The sequence below is a fragment of the Roseibium sp. SCP15 genome (assembly GCF_040329435.1).
Taxonomy (GTDB): Bacteria; Pseudomonadota; Alphaproteobacteria; order Rhizobiales; family Stappiaceae; genus Roseibium.
The window spans coordinates 1,579,286-1,600,750 of the sequence record NZ_JBDZYI010000001.1 but is presented as its reverse complement, the minus strand read 5'-3'; the positions used below and the strand labels follow the sequence as shown (position 1 = coordinate 1,600,750).

Annotated in this window: 22 protein-coding genes; 19 read left to right on the top strand and 3 right to left on the bottom strand. The window is 55.5% G+C overall.

All coding sequences use genetic code 11. The features are described from left to right. Nucleotides 1-33 precede the first annotated feature (33 nt). The 17 genes from rpmD to ABLO27_RS07180 all read left to right on the top strand — a co-directional run bounded on the left by rpmD (nucleotide 34) and on the right by ABLO27_RS07180 (nucleotide 17,490). A complete protein-coding gene (rpmD, locus tag ABLO27_RS07260) occupies nucleotides 34-231 on the top strand; it encodes a 50S ribosomal protein L30 (protein ID WP_006936433.1) in 198 nt (65 codons plus the stop codon). 22 nt (nucleotides 232-253) lie between these two features. Beyond that, nucleotides 254-721, top strand: a complete 468-nt coding sequence (gene rplO, locus ABLO27_RS07255) for a 50S ribosomal protein L15 (RefSeq protein ID WP_353031630.1) — start codon at nucleotides 254-256, stop codon at nucleotides 719-721. Nucleotides 722-770: 49 nt separating this feature from the next. Then, nucleotides 771-2,102, top strand: coding sequence for a preprotein translocase subunit SecY (gene secY / locus ABLO27_RS07250; protein WP_353031628.1), 1,332 nt, complete (start codon nucleotides 771-773; stop codon nucleotides 2,100-2,102). Further along, on the top strand, nucleotides 2,099-2,695 hold the full coding sequence (locus ABLO27_RS07245) for an adenylate kinase (protein ID WP_353031626.1): 597 nt from the start codon (nucleotides 2,099-2,101) through the stop codon (nucleotides 2,693-2,695). Before secY ends, ABLO27_RS07245 begins: the two co-directional genes overlap by 4 nt. Nucleotides 2,696-2,874: 179 nt before the next feature. Further along, a complete protein-coding gene (gene rpsM / locus ABLO27_RS07240) occupies nucleotides 2,875-3,243 on the top strand; it encodes a 30S ribosomal protein S13 (protein ID WP_353031624.1) in 369 nt (122 codons plus the stop codon). A gap of 72 nt (nucleotides 3,244-3,315) precedes the next feature. Further along, entirely contained in the window at nucleotides 3,316-3,705 is a 390-nt protein-coding gene (gene rpsK / locus ABLO27_RS07235; protein WP_006936427.1) for a 30S ribosomal protein S11, read from the top strand. 91 nt (nucleotides 3,706-3,796) lie between these two features. After that, nucleotides 3,797-4,819 carry a DNA-directed RNA polymerase subunit alpha gene (locus ABLO27_RS07230; RefSeq protein ID WP_094071083.1) on the top strand — a complete coding sequence of 341 codons (1,023 nt, stop codon included), beginning with the start codon at nucleotides 3,797-3,799 and terminating at the stop codon, nucleotides 4,817-4,819. A 79-nt stretch (nucleotides 4,820-4,898) separates the two neighbouring features. Further along, nucleotides 4,899-5,324 (top strand): 50S ribosomal protein L17, encoded by a 426-nt coding sequence (rplQ, locus tag ABLO27_RS07225; protein WP_353031622.1) that lies wholly within the window; start codon nucleotides 4,899-4,901, stop codon nucleotides 5,322-5,324. A gap of 188 nt (nucleotides 5,325-5,512) precedes the next feature. Next, on the top strand, nucleotides 5,513-7,690 hold the full coding sequence (locus tag ABLO27_RS07220; protein WP_353031620.1) for a methyl-accepting chemotaxis protein: 2,178 nt from the start codon (nucleotides 5,513-5,515) through the stop codon (nucleotides 7,688-7,690). 340 nt (nucleotides 7,691-8,030) lie between these two features. After that, complete coding sequence (locus tag ABLO27_RS07215; protein WP_353031618.1) at nucleotides 8,031-9,488, top strand: Do family serine endopeptidase; 1,458 nt, start codon at nucleotides 8,031-8,033, stop codon at nucleotides 9,486-9,488. Between the two features lie 7 nt (nucleotides 9,489-9,495). After that, complete coding sequence (locus ABLO27_RS07210) at nucleotides 9,496-10,800, top strand: replication-associated recombination protein A (protein WP_353031616.1); 1,305 nt, start codon at nucleotides 9,496-9,498, stop codon at nucleotides 10,798-10,800. Nucleotides 10,801-10,980: 180 nt separating this feature from the next. Further along, entirely contained in the window at nucleotides 10,981-13,374 is a 2,394-nt protein-coding gene (locus ABLO27_RS07205) for a patatin-like protein (RefSeq protein ID WP_353031614.1), read from the top strand. A gap of 101 nt (nucleotides 13,375-13,475) precedes the next feature. Continuing rightward, complete coding sequence (locus ABLO27_RS07200; RefSeq protein WP_353031612.1) at nucleotides 13,476-14,249, top strand: sterol desaturase family protein; 774 nt, start codon at nucleotides 13,476-13,478, stop codon at nucleotides 14,247-14,249. Between the two features lie 6 nt (nucleotides 14,250-14,255). After that, the gene (locus ABLO27_RS07195) at nucleotides 14,256-15,035 is read left to right on the top strand and encodes a sterol desaturase family protein (protein ID WP_353031610.1); all 780 of its coding nucleotides are present in this window, start codon (nucleotides 14,256-14,258) and stop codon (nucleotides 15,033-15,035) included. Between the two features lie 58 nt (nucleotides 15,036-15,093). Further along, nucleotides 15,094-15,882: a sterol desaturase family protein gene (locus ABLO27_RS07190; RefSeq protein ID WP_353031609.1), complete on the top strand. Its 789-nt coding sequence runs from the start codon at nucleotides 15,094-15,096 to the stop codon at nucleotides 15,880-15,882. 79 nt (nucleotides 15,883-15,961) lie between these two features. Next, the gene (gene crcB, locus ABLO27_RS07185) at nucleotides 15,962-16,345 is read left to right on the top strand and encodes a fluoride efflux transporter CrcB (RefSeq protein WP_353031608.1); all 384 of its coding nucleotides are present in this window, start codon (nucleotides 15,962-15,964) and stop codon (nucleotides 16,343-16,345) included. A gap of 125 nt (nucleotides 16,346-16,470) precedes the next feature. Further along, nucleotides 16,471-17,490 carry an RluA family pseudouridine synthase gene (locus tag ABLO27_RS07180; RefSeq protein WP_353031607.1) on the top strand — a complete coding sequence of 340 codons (1,020 nt, stop codon included), beginning with the start codon at nucleotides 16,471-16,473 and terminating at the stop codon, nucleotides 17,488-17,490. A 27-nt stretch (nucleotides 17,491-17,517) separates the two neighbouring features. On the opposite strand, the gene ABLO27_RS07175 is transcribed toward ABLO27_RS07180, so the two are convergent. From ABLO27_RS07175 to ABLO27_RS07165, 3 genes are all read right to left on the bottom strand, one after another. Then, on the bottom strand, nucleotides 17,518-18,009 hold the full coding sequence (locus tag ABLO27_RS07175; RefSeq protein ID WP_353031605.1) for an AAA family ATPase: 492 nt from the start codon (nucleotides 18,007-18,009) through the stop codon (nucleotides 17,518-17,520). Between the two features lie 55 nt (nucleotides 18,010-18,064). After that, nucleotides 18,065-18,235, bottom strand: a complete 171-nt coding sequence (locus tag ABLO27_RS07170; RefSeq protein WP_353031604.1) for a hypothetical protein — start codon at nucleotides 18,233-18,235, stop codon at nucleotides 18,065-18,067. Between the two features lie 103 nt (nucleotides 18,236-18,338). Next, nucleotides 18,339-19,499 (bottom strand): DUF2778 domain-containing protein, encoded by a 1,161-nt coding sequence (locus tag ABLO27_RS07165; RefSeq protein WP_353031603.1) that lies wholly within the window; start codon nucleotides 19,497-19,499, stop codon nucleotides 18,339-18,341. Between the two features lie 440 nt (nucleotides 19,500-19,939). Here ABLO27_RS07165 and ABLO27_RS07160 point away from each other — a divergent pair, with 440 nt between their 5' ends. Both ABLO27_RS07160 and ABLO27_RS07155 read left to right on the top strand, forming a co-directional pair. Next, nucleotides 19,940-20,620: an HAD-IA family hydrolase gene (locus ABLO27_RS07160; protein ID WP_353031602.1), complete on the top strand. Its 681-nt coding sequence runs from the start codon at nucleotides 19,940-19,942 to the stop codon at nucleotides 20,618-20,620. Continuing rightward, the gene (locus ABLO27_RS07155) at nucleotides 20,620-21,393 is read left to right on the top strand and encodes an ATP12 family chaperone protein (protein WP_353031600.1); all 774 of its coding nucleotides are present in this window, start codon (nucleotides 20,620-20,622) and stop codon (nucleotides 21,391-21,393) included. The genes ABLO27_RS07160 and ABLO27_RS07155 overlap by 1 nt, the downstream gene beginning before the upstream one ends. Nucleotides 21,394-21,465 lie beyond the last annotated feature (72 nt).

Sequence of the window (21,465 nt, the reverse complement as noted above, 5' to 3'; positions counted from 1 at the left end):
GCTCCGGTCCCCAGCTGAGAGAGGGTAGGTTCCATGGCGAACACCGAAAAGACTGTCACGGTCGAACAGATCGGCAGCCCGCTGCGCCGTCCGAAGGACCAGCGCGCGACGCTCGTCGGTCTCGGCCTGAACAAGATGCACCGCCGTTCCACGCTGAAGGATACTCCTGAAGTGCGCGGCATGATCAATAAGGTCCAGCATCTCGTTCGCGTCGTCGAAGACAACGCATAAGAACGGGGTGAGGAGAGAAAACATGAAGCTCAACGAACTTCGTGACAACGAAGGTGCAGTAAAAGAGCGCACTCGCGTTGGACGCGGTATCGGTTCTGGCAAAGGCAAGACCGGCGGCCGCGGCGTAAAGGGTCAGAAGTCCCGTTCTGGCGTTGCGATCAAAGGCTTTGAAGGCGGTCAGATGCCGCTTCACCGCCGTCTGCCGAAGCGCGGTTTTACGAACATTTTTGCCAAGGATTACAACACTGTATCCGTTGGCCGTGTTCAGAAGGCCATTGATGCAGGCAAGCTCAACGTTTCCGAGACGGTAACCGTCGAAGCGCTGAAGGCTGCAGGCGTTGTCAAGCGGGTCCGCGACGGCGTGCGCATCGTTGCTAACGGTGAACTCACCGCAGCAGTGACCTTTGAAGTTGCTGGCGCCTCCAAAGGTGCAGTGGCAGCTATCGAAAAAGCGGGCGGCAAGGTTGCCGTTCTGGGAGCTCAGGCTTAACAGCCTGGGCTTTTCCCATTTGTGGGCTAGCATTCGACCGGAGTAGGGCATGGCATCGGCCGCCGAGCAACTGGCGTCAAATCTTAATTTCTCAGCTTTCGCCAAGGCTGAAGAACTCAAAAAGCGCATCTGGTTCACGCTAGGGGCGCTTTTGGTTTATCGACTGGGCACCTATATTCCGATGCCCGGTATCAACCCGGAAGCTTTCGCGCAGGCCTTTAGTCAGGCCCAATCCGGTATCATCGGCATGTTCAACATGTTTGCCGGTGGGGCTGTCGAGCGTATGGCGATCTTCGCCCTCGGCATCATGCCCTATATCTCGGCTTCCATTATCATGCAGCTCATGACGACGGTTGTGCCGTCTCTCGAGCAGATGAAAAAGGAAGGCGAACAAGGCCGGAAAGTCATCAACCAGTACACGCGCTACGGCACAGTGATTCTTGCGGCCTTCCAGGCTTACGGGATTGCAGTTGGCCTTGAAGGCGCAGCCAACGTTGTGACAGATCCGGGCTGGTTCTTCCGTGCTTCGACAGTGATTACACTGGTCGGTGGCACCATGTTCCTGATGTGGCTTGGTGAGCAGATCACTTCGCGCGGCATCGGTAACGGTATTTCGCTGATCATTTTCGCAGGGATTGTCGCCGGTCTCCCGTCTGCCATTGTTCAGACACTTGAACTTGGCCGTCAGGGATCACTCGCAACCTGGATTATTCTTGCGGTTATCATTCTTGCTGTCGTCGTGATTGCGTTCATCGTGTTCATGGAGCGCGCTCAACGCCGTCTTCTGATCCAGTATCCGAAACGCCAGATGGGCAATCGCATGTTCGAGGGCAACACCTCGTTCCTGCCTTTGAAGCTCAATACAGCAGGTGTTATCCCGCCGATCTTCGCTTCTTCACTGCTTCTCGTGCCAGCAACATTGTCCGGTTTCGGTCAGGGTGCAGGTAACGAGTGGCTTACGTACATCACAGCAGCGCTTGGCCACGGCCAGCCGTTGTTCATGGTGTTCTACGCCGCGATGATCATCTTCTTCTGTTTCTTCTACACGGCAATCGTGTTCAACCCGAGCGACACCGCTGATAATCTCAAAAAGCATGGCGGCTTCATTCCGGGCATCCGTCCAGGGGAACGGACGGCGCAGTATATCGACCATGTCCTGACCCGGATCACGGTCGTAGGTGCGATTTACATCACCATCGTTTGTCTATTACCCGAATTCCTCATTTCAGCGACGGGCGTTCCGTTCTATTTCGGTGGAACCTCTTTGTTGATTGTCGTTAGCGTGACAATGGATACCGTGTCTCAGATCCAGGGCCATCTGCTCGCGCATCAATATGAGGGGCTGGTGAAGAAAGCTAAACTCAGGGGGAGACGTCGATGAGGCTAATTCTGGTTGGACCGCCAGGAGCGGGGAAGGGGACGCAAGCCACCCGCCTCGTTGAGAAATACGGCATTCCGCAACTGTCGACTGGCGACATGTTGCGGGCAGCTGTCGCCGCAGAGACTCCGATCGGGCTCAAGGCCAAGGAAGTCATGGATGCCGGTGGTTTGGTTTCTGACGAAATTGTCGTTGGAATCATTCGCGACCGGATCGCTGAGGATGATGCCAGGAACGGTTTCATTCTCGATGGCTTTCCGCGGACCCTGGCTCAGGCCGAAGCACTCGACGATATGCTGGAGGCCAATGGTCTCAAGTTGAATGCCGTTCTCGAACTGCGGGTGGACCAGACCAAACTCGTCGACCGAATCGTCAAACGGGCCGAAGATGCAAAGGCTGCCGGACAGCCGGTGCGCAAAGATGATGACCCGGAAGTCTTCAAGCAAAGGCTTGAAGCATACAATCGGGATACTGCAGTCGTTGTGCCGTATTACGAGAAGTCAGGCCATCTTTCCGTGATTGATGGCATGCAGTCCATTGATGAAGTCTCGGCTTCCGTAGAAAGCCTGCTTCAAGGACTTGACGAAGAGGTGTAGAGCGGCTAAAGGACGCGCTCTATCAGAAAGTTTAGCCGGTTCCATGTATGTGGGACCGGCATTCTCTGTGCCGGGTGCTGCCCGGCATATTCGTACCCCGCAAGGGCCGGACTCCACCGGACGCGGGTATTACCCACTGCGGACAGGTCCTGCATCTGCCGCTTAACATGGAGACGAACGTGGCACGTATTGCTGGCGTTAACATCCCGACAAACAAGCGCGTTGTCATCGCGCTTCAGTACATTCACGGCATCGGCAAGAAATTTGCCCAGGAAATCGTCGAAAAGAACAACATCGACGCGGCCCGCCGTGTGAACGAACTTTCCGACGCTGAAGTTCTGTCCATCCGCGAAACCATCGACCGCGATTATCTCGTGGAAGGTGATCTTCGTCGTGAGACTGCAATGAACATCAAGCGTCTTATGGACCTTGGCTGCTACCGCGGCCTGCGTCACCGCCGCGGCCTTCCGGTTCGTGGTCAGCGGACGCACACAAACGCACGTACCCGCAAGGGTCCGGCGAAGCCGATCGCAGGTAAGAAGAAATAATCATCAACACCGCGATTGGTGGTGGAGCTGCCGGAATTACGGCAGTGACGAGATCAATACAAGGATAAGAGAATGGCTAAAGACACGACGCGCGTGCGTCGCCGCGAGCGCAAGAACATCTCTTCTGGCGTTGCGCATGTGAACTCCACGTTCAACAACACCATGATTACGATCACCGATGCACAGGGCAATGCGATTTCATGGTCGTCTGCCGGCGCTCTCGGTTTCAAGGGCTCTCGTAAGTCCACGCCGTATGCTGCTCAGGTTGCTGCTGAAGATGCAGCGAAGAAAGCTGCCGAGCACGGCATGCGCACTCTGGAAGTTGAAGTCCGTGGTCCAGGTTCTGGTCGTGAATCTGCTCTTCGCGCTCTGCAGGCTGCCGGTTTCCTCATCACGTCCATCCGTGACGTGACGCCGATCCCGCACAATGGCTGCCGTCCGCGCAAGCGCCGCCGCGTCTAAGGCTTCCCAGCTTTAGGTACCTGTTTCTCCAAATGGCAAAGAATGGCCTGGACTTGGAAGTGCCAGGCGGGATAGCCGAAGGGACGAAAACGTGACCATTCAAAAAAACTGGCAAGAACTGATCAAGCCGACCAAACTCGAGATCAAGCCGGGTGAAGATCCGCGCTTCTTGGCAACCGTTGTTGCCGAGCCTCTCGAGCGTGGCTACGGTCTGACCTTGGGCAACGCGCTGCGCCGTATCCTGCTGTCTTCGCTTCAGGGTGCTGCCGTGACCGCTGTTCAGATCGACGGCGTTCTGCACGAGTTCTCTTCGATACCGGGCGTTCGGGAAGACGTCACCGACATCGTTCTCAACATCAAGGAAATCGCCATCCGTATGGAAGGCGAAGGTCCGAAGCGCATGGTCGTGCGCAAGCAGGGCCCGGGTGTTGTGACTGCTGGTGACATCCAGACCGTCGGCGACGTTGAAGTTCTCAACCCGGAACTGGTGCTCTGCACGCTTGATGAAGGCGCTGAAATCCGCATGGAATTCACCGTCAACACCGGCAAGGGCTATCATTCCTCGGACCGTAACCGCCCGGAAGATGCACCGATCGGCCTGATCCCGGTCGACAGCCTCTACTCTCCGGTCAAGAAGGTCTCCTACAAGGTTGAAAATACCCGTGAAGGCCAGGTTCTTGACTACGATAAGCTGACCCTGACTGTCGAAACCGATGGTTCCGTCAAGCCGGATGATGCCGTGGCATTCGCAGCGCGCATTCTGCAGGATCAGCTCTCCATCTTCGTCAACTTCGAAGAGCCGCAGCGTGAAGTCGCCGAGGACACCGTCCCGGAACTGGCTTTCAACCCTGCGCTTCTGAAGAAAGTCGACGAGCTGGAACTGTCTGTCCGGTCTGCAAACTGCCTGAAGAACGACAATATCGTTTATATTGGCGATCTCATTCAGAAGACCGAAGCGGAAATGCTGCGGACCCCGAATTTCGGCCGCAAGTCGCTCAACGAAATCAAGGAAGTTCTCGCCCAGATGGGTCTCCATCTCGGCATGGAAGTCGCCAACTGGCCGCCTGAGAACATCGACGATCTCGCCAAGCGCTACGAAGACCATCAGTATTGAGGGGCGTACGCGTCCCTAAGGATCAACCAGGCAAGAGCTTCAACATTAGCTGACTGCCTGAAAGAAAAAGGAGAGGGCCATGCGCCACGGTAAATCCGGCCGCAAGCTCAACCGGACCTCTAGCCACCGCAAGGCTATGTTCGCGAACATGGCAGCGTCGCTGATCAAGCACGAACAGATCGTCACGACCCTGCCCAAGGCTAAAGAAATGAAGCCGATCATCGACAAGCTCATCACTTTGGGCAAACGCGGTGATCTGCACGCACGCCGTCAGGCTATCTCGCAGATTCGCGACACAGCCATGGTTGCAAAGCTGTTCGAAACGCTCGGTGAGCGTTACAAGGACCGCGACGGCGGATATTCCCGCGTTCTGAAAGCCGGTTTCCGGTACGGCGACAATGCTCCGATGGCTGTCATCGAGCTGGTTGACCGTGACCCTGAAGCTCGCGGCGCTGACGATCGTGCACGCGTCGAAGCTGAAGAAGCGGCTGAAGACGCAGCGTAAGAACTGTTTCAACAGTATTTGAAAAGGCGGGCTTCGGCTCGCCTTTTTTCTTTTCGGACAGGTTCATTACATGGTGCAGGTTGCCCTGTGCCAGATAATGAAACCTCTGATTATCAATGCTTTAAGGAACTCTGCCTATTTTTCCCGCGTGCCCATTGGAGACGGATTCGGGGCTGGGGAGATTTATCGTGTTCGGCAAAAAGAGTTCAGGTTCGAAGAAGGCTACACCTTCATTTCGACTTTCTATTGTTATTCCTGCATTGATGATCGTCATCACCGTTGCTGCGTGTGCAGCCGTTGGTGTGATTGGCTACATGTCAGGCCGCGACGGGCTGCAGAAAGCAGCTGAAGCCGAGCTAGGTATGGTCATCACGGCAAGGTCCGCTTTGCTGGAAAGCAAATTGAAGGCGGCGGAAGCTGAAGTCGTCAATCTTGCCTCGAGCGTCGCAAGTTCCATGAGCGATCTCGGCAACGCCACCATGAATCTCTCCAAGGAAAAAGGAGAGATCCTCAGCCTGTTCCATGCACCGGCAACCGCTGAAGAACGTGCGCAGCTGACGGGCAAGGAGCAGAAGACAATGTATGCCTGGCGTCACTCCGAGGCGCATCCGGCTCTCTACAATGTCTGGAAGAACGGCGGCTACGCCGACATCTATCTGATCGACCCAGCCGGACTTGTTCTTTATTCGGTTACGAAGGGCAATGAATTTCTGTCTCGCGTAGGTCAGGGCAGCATCGCCGACGGCACCGGCATTGAGGCGGTGTACGATGCGGCAATGACACTGGGGGAAGGCGAAATTGTCTCCAGCGTGTTCGAGGCTTATGACCCGGCAGGTGGGGAAGGGTCTCTGTTCCTGGCTTCGCCGGTCTACATGAACTCCTTTGGTGAAGTAAGCCTGAGTGGCGTTGCGGTCATGCGGCTGGGTTCCTCCTTCCTGAATAACGTTGTGGCGAGCCGAGATGATCTTGGACAGACTGGTCAGGTTTACGTCGTTGACCAGAATGGTCTTGTTCTGAGCGATATGCCGCTGTCCGCAGAACCAACAGCGCTTGTTGCCAAAAGCACCGCGGAACCGGCTCTGGCCGCCGCAGGGGGCTCCGAAGCCGCTGCGATTGTGACTGGTGATGATGGTGTCGCCGATCTCATGGTTGCGCGTCCGATGAGCTTCCAGGGCCAGAACTGGGCGATCGTCGCGGAAAAGAGCGTGGATGAAACGCTTGCTGCAGTCACCAATATGCGGGATCAGATGATCTTCTGGTCCCTGGGCGCCGTTGCCATCGCTGCCGTCATTGCGCTCTTCTTCTCTCAATCGATCACGCGCCCGCTTTCAACTCTGGTGAGTGCGCTCAACGCCATTGCATCAGGCGATCTTGGAGCCGAGATCAAAGCAGCAAAGCGCAGAGACGAGATTGGCGATATTGGCCGGGCCGTTTTGCAGATCCGTCAGAATGCGGCTGAAGAAAACGAAAGACGCGCAGCTGAAGAAGCAGACGATGCGCGCCGTCAGGCAGAGCAGCGTCAGGAGATGCTGTCGAGCCTTGCCGGTGACTTTGAATCGACTGTCGGAAGCGTTGTCGACAAGGTTGCCCGTTCAGCGGCATCGCTGCGCGAATCGGCAAACAAGATGCGCGACATGACAGATACTGCAGGCGAGACCTCCGTCAATGCGGCCTCCATGTCTGAAGAGACGCTGGCTGAAGTTGAATCGATCGCAGCGGCCTCTGACCAGCTTTCGAGTTCCATTCAGGAGATCTCTACCCTGATTGAACGGTCTTCAAGCGTGGCAGCGGCCGCAACCAAGCGCGCCGAAACCACAAATGAAACCGTCAAGTCACTGGCTGAAGCTGCAAACCGGATCGGTGAGGTCGTGACCTTGATCAGTGATATCGCCGATCAGACGAACCTACTTGCCTTGAACGCAACCATCGAGGCTGCGCGTGCCGGCGAGGCCGGTAAGGGGTTTGCCGTTGTTGCTTCGGAAGTCAAGGATCTGGCATCCCAGACTGGTAAGGCCACGGGTGAAATTCAGCAGCAGATCGACGCTATCCGTGGTGCGACCGACGATGCCGTTGACGCCATTGGTGATATCAAGAAGACCATTGATGAAATCACCAAATCGGTCAGTGATGTCGCAGCAGCCGTAACCGAGCAAAGCTATGCGACCCAGGGCATTGCAGAAAACACTCAGCGAGCTGCCGGCGGTACCTCCAAGGTCACCGAAGACATTCGCAACGTATCGGCCCTGTCCAACGATACCAACATGGCTGCACAGAACTTTTCTGAAGAAGCAGCAGATATGGCGATGGATGCGGAACAACTGGACAAGGAAGTTCGCAGTTTCCTGGATCAGGTTCGCTCCGCCTAAGGGTTAGACCTACGCAAATGTGAAGAGCCGCCGGATTTCCGGTGGCTCTTTTTTGTTCGGTACCCTGTTTTCCGTGCTGCAGCTGAAGACTCGCGACGTGCGTTCCGGAGACAGGGAGGGCATATCGTCGTGTTTTCAAACGGATACGAAGTGCGAGTTTCTGCCATGTTGATGGGAGATCTGTAAGCTTGTGCGCTCGTTGTGCAGAATTCCAGTAATCTTGAGCGCTCGTTCTGCCTGGAATTGAAGCGTTCTTACGCTTTTGTATTTGCCTCTTTTCCTCCCTATCTGCCATGTATCGCCAAGTAACAAGAAAGATTCGAAATTGAGGGCTCCGGCTATGCGCCTGGCACATGCTGTCAAAACAGACTTTTTGATCCGTGCACTTCTTGCGGGTCTGATTGGAATATGGACAAGTGCGGCGATTGCGCAAAGCGCGCAGCCCACAGCTGCGGACCTGAGACTCGTTCCGCAGAACGAGGCGCAGATCAAACTGTCCTTCGCTCCGGTCGTGAAGCAGGTTGCTCCGGCGGTGGTCAACGTTTACGCCAGCCGCAAGGTGGTTCAACGCAGGCGGGTTTCACCGTTTTTCGATGATCCGTTCTTTCGCCGCTTTTTCGGACAACCGGGCGGAAACTTCGACCGGCCGAGAGAGCGTGTTGAATCCTCCCTCGGGTCGGGGGTAGTGATCTCAGCCGACGGGACAGTCATTACCAACCATCACGTGATCAAGGGCGCGGATGAAGTCCGGGTGGCACTCAGCGACAGGCGGGAATTTGACGCCGACATCGTGCTGATGGATGAACGCACGGATTTGGCCGTTCTGAGAATTCGTGGCGAGGGACCGTTTGAACATGTGACCTTTGCCGATTCCGACAGTCTCGAGGTCGGTGACATTGTCCTTGCGATCGGCAACCCGTTCGGTGTTGGTCAAACGGTGACACAAGGCATTGTCTCGGCGCTTGCCCGCACGCAGGTCGGCGTTACGGACTTTCAGTTTTTCATCCAGACTGACGCTGCGATCAATCCCGGTAACTCGGGCGGTGCGCTTGTTGATATGACAGGCAAGCTTGTCGGCATCAACACAGCGATTTTCTCTCGGTCCGGAGGCTCGAACGGGATCGGTTTTGCGATCCCGGCGCATATGGCTCGTTTCGTCGCCAGAGCAGCTGACCAGGGAGGGAAAGTGCAGCGGCCGTGGCTCGGTGCGACGGTGCAGTTGGTCAACGCGGAAATTGCCGAAGCACTGTCGCTTGAACGCCCCCAGGGTGTTCTGGTCACAGCTGTCTTTGACGGGTCTCCGGCGCACGAGGCAGGCCTGAGGGTCAGTGACTTGGTGATCGCGATCGAGGGCAAGGAGATCACCGACCCGAACTCTTTCGGGTACCGGTTCGCGACCAAGATGATCGGCGAGCAGACGGAATTTGTCGTTCTGCGCGGCAGCAGGGAAGTATCCTTGTCGATTTCGCTCAAGCCCGCACCTGAAACCGTGCCGCGTGACACGCGTGAGCTGCGCGAGTTCTCACCTTTTGAAGGCGCGACGGTGATGAACCTGTCGCCGGCTGTTGCCGAAGAGGTTGGCGTGGAAGGCGTGTTTGAGGGCGTCGTCATCGCCTCTGTGAACCCTGGCAGTACAGCCAATCAGGTTGGTCTGCGTCCAGGTGACATTGTCCGCGGCGTCAACGAGCAGAAGATTGAGACCACGAGAATGCTGGAAACCGTGACGAAGACGCCACCGCGGGTCTGGCGGCTTGATATCGAGCGGGACGGCAAGGTTTCCCAGCTCATATTGCGGTAGGGCAGCGGTGAGCGATCTATTCGAAGCATCTGGTCTGTCGCAATCTGGTCCGCGTCCCCTGGCGGACCGGATGCGACCTTCGCAGCTATCGGACGTCGTCGGGCAGGACCATCTTCTTGGCGAGGATGGAACGCTTTCACGCATGTTGAAGACCCGGACTTTGGGGTCGCTCGTTTTCTGGGGACCTCCGGGAACGGGCAAGACCACGATTGCCCGTTTGCTTGCCAATGAAACAGACTTGGCGTTCGAGCAGATCTCAGCCATTTTTTCCGGCGTCTCGGAACTGAAGAAGGTATTTGAGACCGCCAGGGTCAGGCGGATGGGTGGCAAGGCAACGTTGCTGTTTGTAGACGAGATTCATCGCTTCAATCGCGCTCAACAGGACAGTTTTCTGCCCGTCATGGAAGACGGCACGATCACACTTGTAGGTGCCACCACAGAAAACCCGTCCTTCGAACTGAATGCCGCCTTGCTTTCGCGCTCGCATGTGATGACCTTTCATTCGCTGTCTCTCCAGGCGATTGAGCAGCTCCTGGCGCGCGCAGAAGAAACCGAGGAAAAGAAACTTCCCCTCGACGCGGATGCCCGGCAAGTGCTGATGCGAATGGCGGATGGAGACGGCCGTTCAGCGCTGACTTTGGCTGAAGACGTCTGGCGTGCCGCAGGAGAGGAAGAAGTCTTCGATGCGGAAAGACTTCAGGAAATCGTGCAACGCCGCGCACCCATCTACGACAAGAGTGCGGATGGCCATTACAATCTGATTTCAGCCCTTCACAAATCCGTTCGGGGCTCTGATCCGGATGCAGCGCTTTACTGGTTCTGCCGCATGCTGGATGGGGGCGAGGACCCGATGTATCTCGCGCGCCGGCTTATTCGCATGGCCGTTGAGGACATCGGCCTTGCGGATCCAAACGCATTGGTACAGGCAAATGCCGCACGGGACGCCTATCAGATGCTCGGATCTCCCGAAGGCGAGCTCGCATTGGCGCAATCGGTGATTTATCTGGCGACCGCCCCCAAGTCGAACGGCGCTTACGTGGCCTACAAGGCGGCCATGCGCGAGGCAAAGTCCAGCGGCTCCCTTCTGCCGCCGAAGCACATTCTGAACGCTCCCACGAAGCTGATGAAGCAGGAAGGCTATGGCGACGGCTACCAGTACGACCACGATGCGCCTGATGGCTTTTCCGGCCAGGACTATTTCCCCGAGCAAATGGGACGCAAGACTTTCTACGATCCGCCCGAGCGAGGCTTCGAGCGAGATTTGCGCAAGCGGTTGGAATACTGGAACAAGCTCCGAAAAGACCGCAGCTGAGCCCTCCGTCTCCTCTGGTAATGGTGAAATCTCCGTCCGAACACGCGAACAACCCGTGTATGTGAACAGGTATGATCGCGTTCGGCTGTTCGCTGACTTCGAACACTGAAATTCGTCGCCACATAAAGATTGTGAATACTCTTTATGATAGAAAGTCAGAATTGACCTGGCGGCGGATCGATGAAGGAAATTGAACTAAGGCTTGCTCTTGTCCTTTATGGCGGCGTGTCGCTTGCCATCTACATGCATGGTGTCAGCCGCGAAATATTGAACCTTGTGCGCGCGTCCAGTTACAGGCTCGATCGCAAGGCGAACGGTTCGCTCAATGGCGGGACCATCGAGGAATTGACGCCGGTCCAGGTCGCCTTTCAGGATCTGCTCGATCTGTTGTCGTCCGTCGCCGATATTCGTGTTGTTGTCGATGCCATCGCAGGCGCATCGGCAGGCGGGGTCAACGGCATCATGCTGGCCAGGGCGATCGCGCACGACTTGCCGCTGGAAAGCCACAGCAGGATGTGGCTTGAAAATGCGGATGTCACCCGACTGTCACGACCTCAGACCGGTCTGTCCCGTTATCTGAAGATATCTGTTTCACCGGTGCTCGACCGTCTCGTCTCGTCAAGATTGAACAAGCAGATCGAGAGTGCCGAAACGCGCGAAAAGCTGCGCCAGTTCATGCAGGCCAGATGGTTTTCACCACCCTTTTCGGGTGAAAGGTTCATCGGCTGGATGCTGGATGCCTGCAAGAACATGGAAAAGGGTGAAGAGCCGAAGGGCTCGCTCATTCCGCGCGGGCAGACCCTCGATCTGTTCGTCACGATTACCGACTACAACGGTGTCAAGCGGCGCATTCTTCTCGATGATCCCGCCTATGTGGAAGAGTGGGATCATCGGCGCATTTTGAATTTTCATGCTGTGCACCGGACGCCAGGGTTCGTCGACAGTGAATTTACCGCCGACAATATTCCTGAGCTCGTCTTTGCTGCCAGAGCAACGTCATCCTTTCCAGGGGCGTTCCCACCGGCAACGATGTCGGAGATGGAAAGAGTGCTCGCAAGGCACGGCGAGACCTGGGACAACCGTGAAGACTTCCTGACACAAAGGCTTTGTCTGACACCTGAAACGATGAGCAATCACTGCTTTGTCGACGGCAGCGTCGTCATGAACAAGCCTTTTGCACCTGTCATCAACGTTATCGAGGACCGGCCGGCTGCACGCGAAGTTGCCCGGCGGCTCATATATGTCGATCCAGCACCCGTCGAACTCATGGAAGGAAAGGGCGGGCCGATTGAACTTCCGGGATTTTTCCGGGTTATTCTTGCATCTCTCGCCCATATTCCCCGGAACGAGCCCATTGGCGACGACCTGAAAGAACTTGAACAGAACAATCGCCGAAGTCGGTGGTTGTCACAGCTGATCGATGCGGCCGGTCCCATGGTGGAGCAGGCGGTTTCCGGATTGCTGCCAAAGCGACGGGCCGTGACTGCCGATATTCTGTCCAAGTGCCGAAAAGACGCCACCGTCACTGCCTTCGAGCAGGCAGGGTTTGCTTTCCTGAACTATCAGTCGCTGAAACTCCATGCCCTGGCAGAACGTCTTGCAGGACTGACCGCGCGCATCAGCGAAGTGCCGGGAGCACATACGTACGAAGAAACAGTCCTGGGGCACTACAGTCAGCATTTTACCAAGCTTACTGCAGAGAGCACCGATGTATTGGGTCGCACGGATCCGAATGTTGTTGCTCTCTTGCGTGGGCTGGATGTGGACTATCGCATACGGCGACTGCGCTTTGTGATCCGGAAACTGAACGGTTTCTACAACTATCAACCTTCTTCCAAACTGCCGCCGCCCAACACGGGTGCACTCGACCATATGAAGGGGCTCCTTTACGAGCAGATAGACCATTTGACCTGGCGGTGGACCGAGCGTTTTTATGGCGGTCGAAGCCGCAAGCAGGCGGAAGAATTTTTAAAGGCGGTGGAGGCCGGGTCGTCCACGGCCTGTGAGCAGGTTGTTCCGCTTTTGAACGGCTATACCCACATGATGGGGCTGACGGATCTGGACAGGCTGCAAGATGAGTTGTTTGCGGAAACGGCGCGAGATCTGCTGGACGCGGAGCGACATGCATCCCTGTTGCGGGCCTATATCGGCTTTGGCTTCTATGACCTGATCACGTTTCCTGTGCTGCAGAGAAACGACTTCTCAGAGGTCACGGAAATCCTGGTTGACAGGATAAGCCCAAGGGACGCTTCAAGCCTCTACACGGAAGGTTTTGACCTGAAGGGCAAGGCGTTGAATGCTTTCGGAGCGTTTTTCAACCGTGGATGGAGAGAGCACGACTATCTGTGGGGGCGTTTGAACGCTGCCGACAGGCTGGTCAGCATTGTCCTGTCAGCAGCCGGTGAGGGTACCTTGCCGCAACCTCAGGTCAATCAGGCGAGGGCACGCATATTCCTGGCCATTTTGGAAGAAGAGCGTGAGAACCTCTCGCAGATCCCCGAGGAACTGGACCGGGTTGACGATCTGATCAGGTCCATTTATCCGGATTTTGCGCATGTCACGGAAGAGGTTTGAGCGCGACATTTTGAGTTTTTGCGAAGTGTTTCCTTGACGGAAGGATCGTGATTTGGCTACGCACTGATATCGCGGATTTTCGCAGACGGATTTTAGAGTTTATGAAATTCTTTGAAGACATGTTTGGAAACGGTATCGGCGCCTTTCTGATCCTTGCGGCCGGTCTTTATCTTGCAAGTCTGGTGATCCTGTTTGCGACAGGGTTGACGATGACCGCCCTGAACAGGCGTCATCCCGATCGAAGGATACAGAAGCGCCAGCCCACGCATGATGCCATCCGTGACATCAAGTCTTCGATGGTGCAGCTTTCAATTACAAGTTGTTGTCTTGCCATCGGGCTTTATGCCCAGATGCGTGGCTGGACATTGTTTTCACCGGTAGCGCTTTCCTGGTGGTCGGTTCCGGTCTTTTTTGTCCTTTCGCTCATCCTCCACGACACATGGTTCTACTGGGGGCATCGGATACTTCACACGAAGATGTTCTACCGGTTCCACAAACCCCACCACATGACCGTCACACCGACGGTCTGGTCGAACGATGCCGGTTCGAGCGTCGATACGCTGTTTGCGCATTCCTACTATGCGCTGGTACTGTTTGTGGTGCCCATGCCGCCTTTGGTGTTTCTCGGACATCGGATTTTCGATCAGATCTCTGCTGCAATCGGTCATTGCGGTTTTGAACATTTCGCCAGCCCGACGGCGCGCAAGCCGTGGCCTTTGCTGTGCACGCTCTATCACGACCAGCATCACCAGTACTTTGTCTATAACTACGCCAACTACTTTTCCTTCTGGGATCGCCTGTGCGGTACCATTCACCCTACCTATGACGAGAGGGTAGAGGGATTTGAAGAGCTTTACGCGGGCAAGAAGGACTAAACGCCAATGTCCGTGTTGATTGACTATCTTGTTGTTTTTGCACTGACCTATCTCGCGATGGTGACGGTCTATTTCGCGACCGGTTTCACCGTGCTCATGATCAATGCGCGCCATCCTGAGAGGCGCATCCAGAAACACCGGGACGGCATGAAACGGCAGGCCGAGGAGATCCGTGCCTCGATGAAGGCGCTGGCAACTTCTTCCGTCCTGCTTTCAGCCGGTTATTTCGCTCAGTTGCAAGGCTGGACTCTGGTTACACCGCTTGACCTGTCCTGGTGGTCGTTTCCGCTGATGTTCGCAGTCTGCTTTGTCTTGTTCGATGCGTGGTTCTATTGGGGCCACCGGCTGTTGCACATTCCGGCGCTTTACAAGTTCCATGTTCCGCATCATCGCTCCATTGCGCCAACTGTGTGGAGCAACGACAGCTCAACAACGGTCGATACGCTGATCGAGCATTTCTTCTATTTCATCGTCTGGTTCGTACTGCCGGTACCGGCTTTGAGCGTGTTTGCGCTGCGTCTGTTCGACCAGATCTCCGGAATGGTCGGGCATTCCGGATTTGAGTATTTCGCCTCGAAGTCATCGCGGTTTCCATCACCACTGATCTGCACCACATTTCATGATCTGCATCATTCGCAGTTTCACTATAACTACGGTAACTTCTTTTCGTTCTGGGACAGGGTTTGTGGCACGGTGCATCCGAAATACGATGACCTGGTACGATCCATGGAAGAAACCGGTGAAATCCCGGATTCTGAAGAAACCAAAGTCAAGGCAACCGGATAAGCCGCACAAGTTTTCAGGCATGTGTCAGCCAACCGAATAACTGGAAGTAAGAGACGATATGCTGGATCAGGCGCTGACCGTTTTTCTTGAATTTCTACCGATCTACGCGGCGTGCTACGGGATCAACGTCTTCCTGTATTTCGCGACAGGCTGGGTACTTGTCCAGATCCAGAACCGCCACCCGGAGCGGCGCATTCAGCAACACCGGCGCGGTGAAAAACGCATGTGGAAGGAAATCCGGGCCAGCGTCTATTCGTTGACCGTTACGGCTGGCTGTCTTGCCGGCGGCATCTTTCTGTCGCTCAAAGGCTGGACGCTTGTTGAACCTCTGCCACTGACCTGGTGGTCTGCAATTTTGATGTTCGTGGTGTCCATCCTCGCCTTCGATACCTGGTTCTACTGGGGACACAGGCTAATGCACACCAAATGGCTGTATCGCTTCCATGCAGAACACCACCGTTCCGTGGCGCCAACGGTCTGGAGCACCTACTCCGATGATCTGGTAGATGCGTTTGTCATGCAGAGCTATTATCTATGGGCGGTCATTTTTCTGCCGATTCCGGTGGAAGTTCTGATCCTTCACCGGCTTTGGGATCATTTCAACGGCACCATCGGGCATTCGGGTTTCGAATTTTATGCTTCGCCAATGTCTCGCCTGCCGTCACCTATGGTCTGTGTGACGTTTCACGATCAGCATCATTCCCGGTTCAAGTACAACTTCGCCAACTTCTTCTCCTTCTGGGACCGTATCTGCGGCACAATCGACCCGAAGTATGATGAGCAGGTGAAGGTGTTCGAAAAGATGGGTAAGGGGGCTGCGGAGAAATCCACGGCACTTGGGAAGTAACATCAAACTGGTCTTTTTATCCTGTTCGCTGACCCAAGCCTGGCGGGATGAAGGTGACAGAAGCAGGCGGCAATAGGCTTTGAAACATCTCCTTCTTGTGATGCTGGGTGGAGGAATTGGGGCAGGTGCCCGGCACCTCGTAGCGCTGGCAACGCTACGCATGTTCGGAACCGCGTTTCCGGTCGGCACTCTGACAGTCAATATTGTCGGTTCGCTTGTCATGGGGTTGTTGATCGGGTGGCTGGCAAAGTCTGATTTCGGCCACATACAGACCGTCCGGTATTTCATTGCAACAGGTATCCTCGGTGGTTTCACCACTTTCTCGGCCTTTTCCCTCGACACTTCGGTTCTCTGGGAGCGTGGTGACACGCATCTGGCGCTGATTTATGTGGTTGCGTCTGTCCTGTTGTCGATCCTCGCCGTCTTCGCCGGCTTGATGTTCATGCGTCAGCTCGCTTCGTAGGTTTTTCTTTCTTTTCAAGCCAATTGCGCCTATACGCTCCGGAACGAATTTTGCCCTGTGCGTGATTTGCGGGGCTTGTGGTTGAGCGAGACCGGAACCGGTCTTCTGCCAGATTTGAGAAAAACATGTCCGCGATTGAACAGAAAAAGGTGACCGCTGACGAAGCGGGCATGCGCCTCGACCGTTGGTTCAAGGCTCACTATCCAGGTCTCGGCTTTGGTCGCCTGCAAAAGCTCCTGCGCACCGGGCAGGTGCGTGTGGATGGCAAGCGGGCGGAAGCCAATACCCGCATCGCCAAAGGGCAGATGGTCAGGATACCCCCGCTGGGTGTCGATCTGCCGGCGAACGATAAAAAGAACGCCAAGCCCAAATCCACCAAATTGATTGCCGATGACCGCAAGGCTATCGAAGAGATGCTGCTGTTTGAGGACAATCAGGTCATGGTCCTCAACAAACCGGCAGGTCTTGCAGTGCAAGGCGGCTCGGGCCTGAAACGGCATCTGGACGGCATGCTGGAGGCGTTCACCGACCGGAAAGGCAACAAGCCAAGACTGGTTCACCGTCTCGACCGTGAAACCTCAGGCATCATTCTGGTCGCACGGACGCGTCAGGCCGCACAGGAACTCACCAAAGCCTTCCGTCACCGGAACACCCGCAAGATCTACTGGGCGATGCTGGCAGGCGTTCCCAAGCCCAAACAGGGCCGGATCTCCACCTTCCTTGCCCGCAGCGAAGGTGAGGAGCGTATGCAGGTCGTGCGTCAGGGCGATGATGATGCCCAGCACGCGGTTTCGCTCTATTCCGTGTTTGAGCAATCTGCGCAAAAGCTCTCCTGGGTAACAATGAAACCGGTCACTGGGCGGACACATCAGCTCAGAGCGCACGCAGCTCATATCGGTCATCCGATCATCGGGGATGACAAGTATTTCAACATTGAAAACTGGGAACTGCCGGGCGGTATTCAGAACCGTCTCCATCTGCTCGCACGCCGGATCGTCATTCCACATCCGTCCGGCCACGGGATGATTGACGTTTCCGCCCCGCTGCCGCCACATATGCAGCAGACCTGGAACCTGCTTGGCTTTGATGCCAGTGACTATGATCCGGAAGCAGACGATCCGGACGAGACGCTGATCAAGCGGTAGGGTTTGGGTAAGCTGGCTGAGACAGGACTATTCGGCTGTGTGGGTCAGCACGTTGAAGCCTTCATCTTCTGATGGTGGCTGAAAATGATGGCTGATCCGGTCAAATTCATCGTCCGAGACTGAAAATTCGTGCTTTCCGGACGCGTTCCGCAAGTTCAGCCTGGCCTTGCAGACTTCATCCGGAACGTCGAAGTAGTGAAGTTGGTGCTGACATCCGGCTGCCATGATGAGTTCCATCATCCATTGTCTGCTTTCAACGGTGTTTGCCTGGAAATCCAGGACGACTGAAAGTCCTTGCTGAAGAAGCGCAGTGATGTGCGGTGTCATCGTCTGCCTGAGCCGGCGGGAACAGCGAACGTAATCTGCAAGCGTGACAAGCTCATCAGCAAACAGACCGGCCAACCAGAAATCTTCCTGCAGAAGAAGGACGCCTGGCTCTGCAGCCAGTGCATTTGCAAAAGTGGATTTGCCGGAAGCAACCTTGCCGCACAGAAGATAAAGCGTTGCCTGATTGGTCATTCGGGATCCCCTGAGGTCGCGATTTCCATCTCAATTTTGGTAGAGAAAGGCCTGATCAAGGTCCCTGAAACAAGGCGCTCACGATCACGGATACGAAAGTGACACAAACGACGCCGGCAACCAGCTTCCAGGCATCAGAGCGTTTTTTGAGACCCGGCCAGCCAAGCGGTTTGATCACCTGTATCGCGGCGACAAGAAATAGCAGCAACAGGATGATTTTGGTCACGGGAGGCTCCGCACAGGACAGATCGGGTTCGTGCAAGCGGCATAGCCAATTCCCGGCCAAGTCGCAAGCACGTGAATCTACATGGTTTTCCTACGCAGGTCCTTTAAAGAGCTGCCATATAGGTCGGCAGGTCGTTCATTGACGGCACAACGATCATCTTTTTCACTTTGCCGGCTTTGAAGGCCTTCAGAAATTTCTTGTAGTCCTTGAATGCAACACAGCCGTGAGAACCGTTGGTTCTGCGCAGCAAAGGCGTGTGGGCAAGCATGCCATCCCGGCCTTTCATGGCGGAAACATCGCGCGGCGTCATTCGGATGGCTTCGACACCGTGGAACAAGCTTTCACGCATTCTGAGATCATAAACGTTCGGAGGGGTCGGGCCGAGGTTCTTCACGTGCGCATATTTGGGATTGTCCTTGCGGTGGCCAATACCCGAATGCGCTTCCAGTTTCGTTCCATCCGGCATGTGAACAGTCGCTGCGCTGATGTCATAGACTGCTATGCCCCGATGCCGCCCGGGCAGGCCGGTATTTGAACCACTGAACAGTTTGCCGATGCCGCTGAAGACACTCCCTTCTTCAGCTTCCGGGTTCCCGGCAGCCGCGTAACCAAGCGCCGTGTCCGGATTGCCCGGCTTTGCCTCAGCTTTTGCCGCTACTGTCACTCTGGGAGCTTCTGGCTTCGTTCGGGGAGTTGGATGTGAAAGCTCGGCGAAATTTGCTAAGGACTCAGACCCGGTGACGGAAGCTGGAGCTGTCTCATCGGCAATTGGATCACTGGTGCCGGTCCCCAAGCCAGGCTCTGCCATAGCGAAATTCGCGACATCGGTGCGAGGAAGTTTCAAACCCGTGTCCGTCTGAGCAGTCAAGATTGTTCTTGTAAGCTGCTGATGGGCAAGCTGCGCGGCCAAAGCAGATCTCGCTTCTTGCCTTGCAATAATGTCTGCCTGCATGCGCTCGATTTCGGCAAGCCTGGCTGCAATCTGCGCCTGGTTCGTTCGCTCACTCAGATCTTCATTTGACGTGAAGTGCTGTGCTTCGAGGGATAGGCCATCCTGCCTGACAAAAGAAAGTTCGATTGTCTCAGTACTGGGAGCTTCGGCGACGAAATGACCTGGAACCAGCTTGGGAACGAATTTGAACATTCCTAACGCAAGCCCGGCAATGAGGATCGCAATCGCCGCAAGGATCGCATAGATCGGCCAGTGATCAATCGTGAAAGATTTTTGGCTCTCTTGATTGATCTTCTGTTCACTGTGAAGCATTCAGGCAAAACCACTCTAGGTCAGAGGCTCACTAACGAGCCGACACCCGCGGCAAAACGTGCCGCGTTCCTAAATTCCGCAAAATCTGGTGGCAAAATTGCCCCAAACGATCGTGCCCACCCGTGCGCATCAGTATTGCTATTCATGGTAACCAGGCCGTTTACAAACATGGTTAACCAAATGTTGCGCTCAGAATCGGTGGTGCGATAATCACCAGAAAGAGGCAATTTTCGGGCACCTTCACCAGACGCGCGAAAAAACCGATGTGTCGGGCGTTTTTTGCGTGACGGCATTGTCGTTTCGACGGAGGGAGAGACGATTGATCGAGCATCGGATGGTTTCGATCGAGCTCATAAGGTTGGCGCTTGAAGAACCCTTGACCCCGACGGGAAAACCCTGCACATGCGGGGCTCCCTGCAGATGCTTTCAAAAGGCCCTCCATGTATCTGATCATATTCGACGTCGATGGAACCCTGGTTGACAGCCAGAACAGCATTTACCACGGCCTTCAGGTCGGGTTTGAGGCCGTTGGACTGCCGATGCCGGACCGCAAGACGGCGTTGTCCATCGTCGGGTTATCGCTTGAAAAGGCATTTGCCGATCTGCTTGCACCAGAGCACCACGACAAGATTGACGAGATGTCAGCGGCATACAGGCATGCGAAAATTACGCGTCGAGAGCAGGGACTTGAAATCGATCCGATGTATCCGGGTGCAAGAGAAGCAATCGAAAAGTTGCATGCCAGAGACGACATCCTTCTCGGGGTTGCGACCGGAAAAGCCCGACGCGGCGTAAAGCACATGCAGGACACGCATGACCTTCACGGCCGGTTCGTTACAATTCAGACTGCCGATACCTCGCCCTCCAAACCGCATCCGGACATGGTTCTTCGAGCCATTGCTGAAACGGGTGCCGACCCGCACAGAACGCTGATGATCGGTGATACGGGGTTCGATATGGCAATGGCCAAGGCTGCAGGCGCTCACGCACTTGGAGTGAGCTGGGGATATCACGATCATTCGCGACTGGTTGAAGAAGGCGCGGACAAGATCATAGACAGTTTTGATGAACTTGATCAGGCACTGATTGATCTATTGAAAATGAACGAGGAAACAGTGTGATGCGAGATTTTCTTGAGGCATTGCATGAGGATGCGGCCAAAGATCCCGAACAGCGCGCACGTGAACTCTCCAAGCGCGAGCTGCCGAAGCGGTTTTACAAGGAAGCCCAACATGTTGCAGCCGAAGGCGGCTATGCAATCCACCTGGATGGCCGGCAGGTGAAGACACCGGGCAAAGCCACCTTGCTGTTGCCAAATGAAGCGCTTGGGGCCGCGGTTGCCGGTGAGTGGTCCGCTCAGGAGAAGGAAATCAATCCGGCCACCATGCCGCTCACGCGCCTTGCCAACACGGCACAGGACGCGGTGACAGTAAGGTTCGGAGAAGTTGCCGACGACATCACCAACTTTGCAGGAAACGATGCGCTCTGCTACCGGGCGGACGACCCGGAAACTCTTGTCGAGACACAGCGCAGACTTTGGGATCCTGTCGTGGATTGGGCTGGAGAATTGCTCGGCGGACAGTTTGTTCTAATTGAAGGCATCATGCACAAACCGCAGCCGGAAAACGTGATGCAAGCCTATCGAGCCCGCATTGCGAATGAAACCGCTCTTCGCCTCGCAGCCCTTCACACGCTCACCAGTCTGACCGGCTCAGCAATTCTGGCACTGGCGCTCAGGGAAGGGCATTTGGAGGCCGACGCCGTCTGGACAGCTGCACATGTCGAGGAAGACTTCAACATCGAACGTTGGGGTGAAGACGCGGAAGCTGCACAAATCAGAGCCTACAAGCGGACTGAATTTGACGCGGCAGTACTGATTTTGAAGGAAGCGTGACGAGCATTTTTGACCTGCTCAAAACGCTCTATCATCTGCGATCTGTTTGACTTCCGGATCAACCCGCTGAAT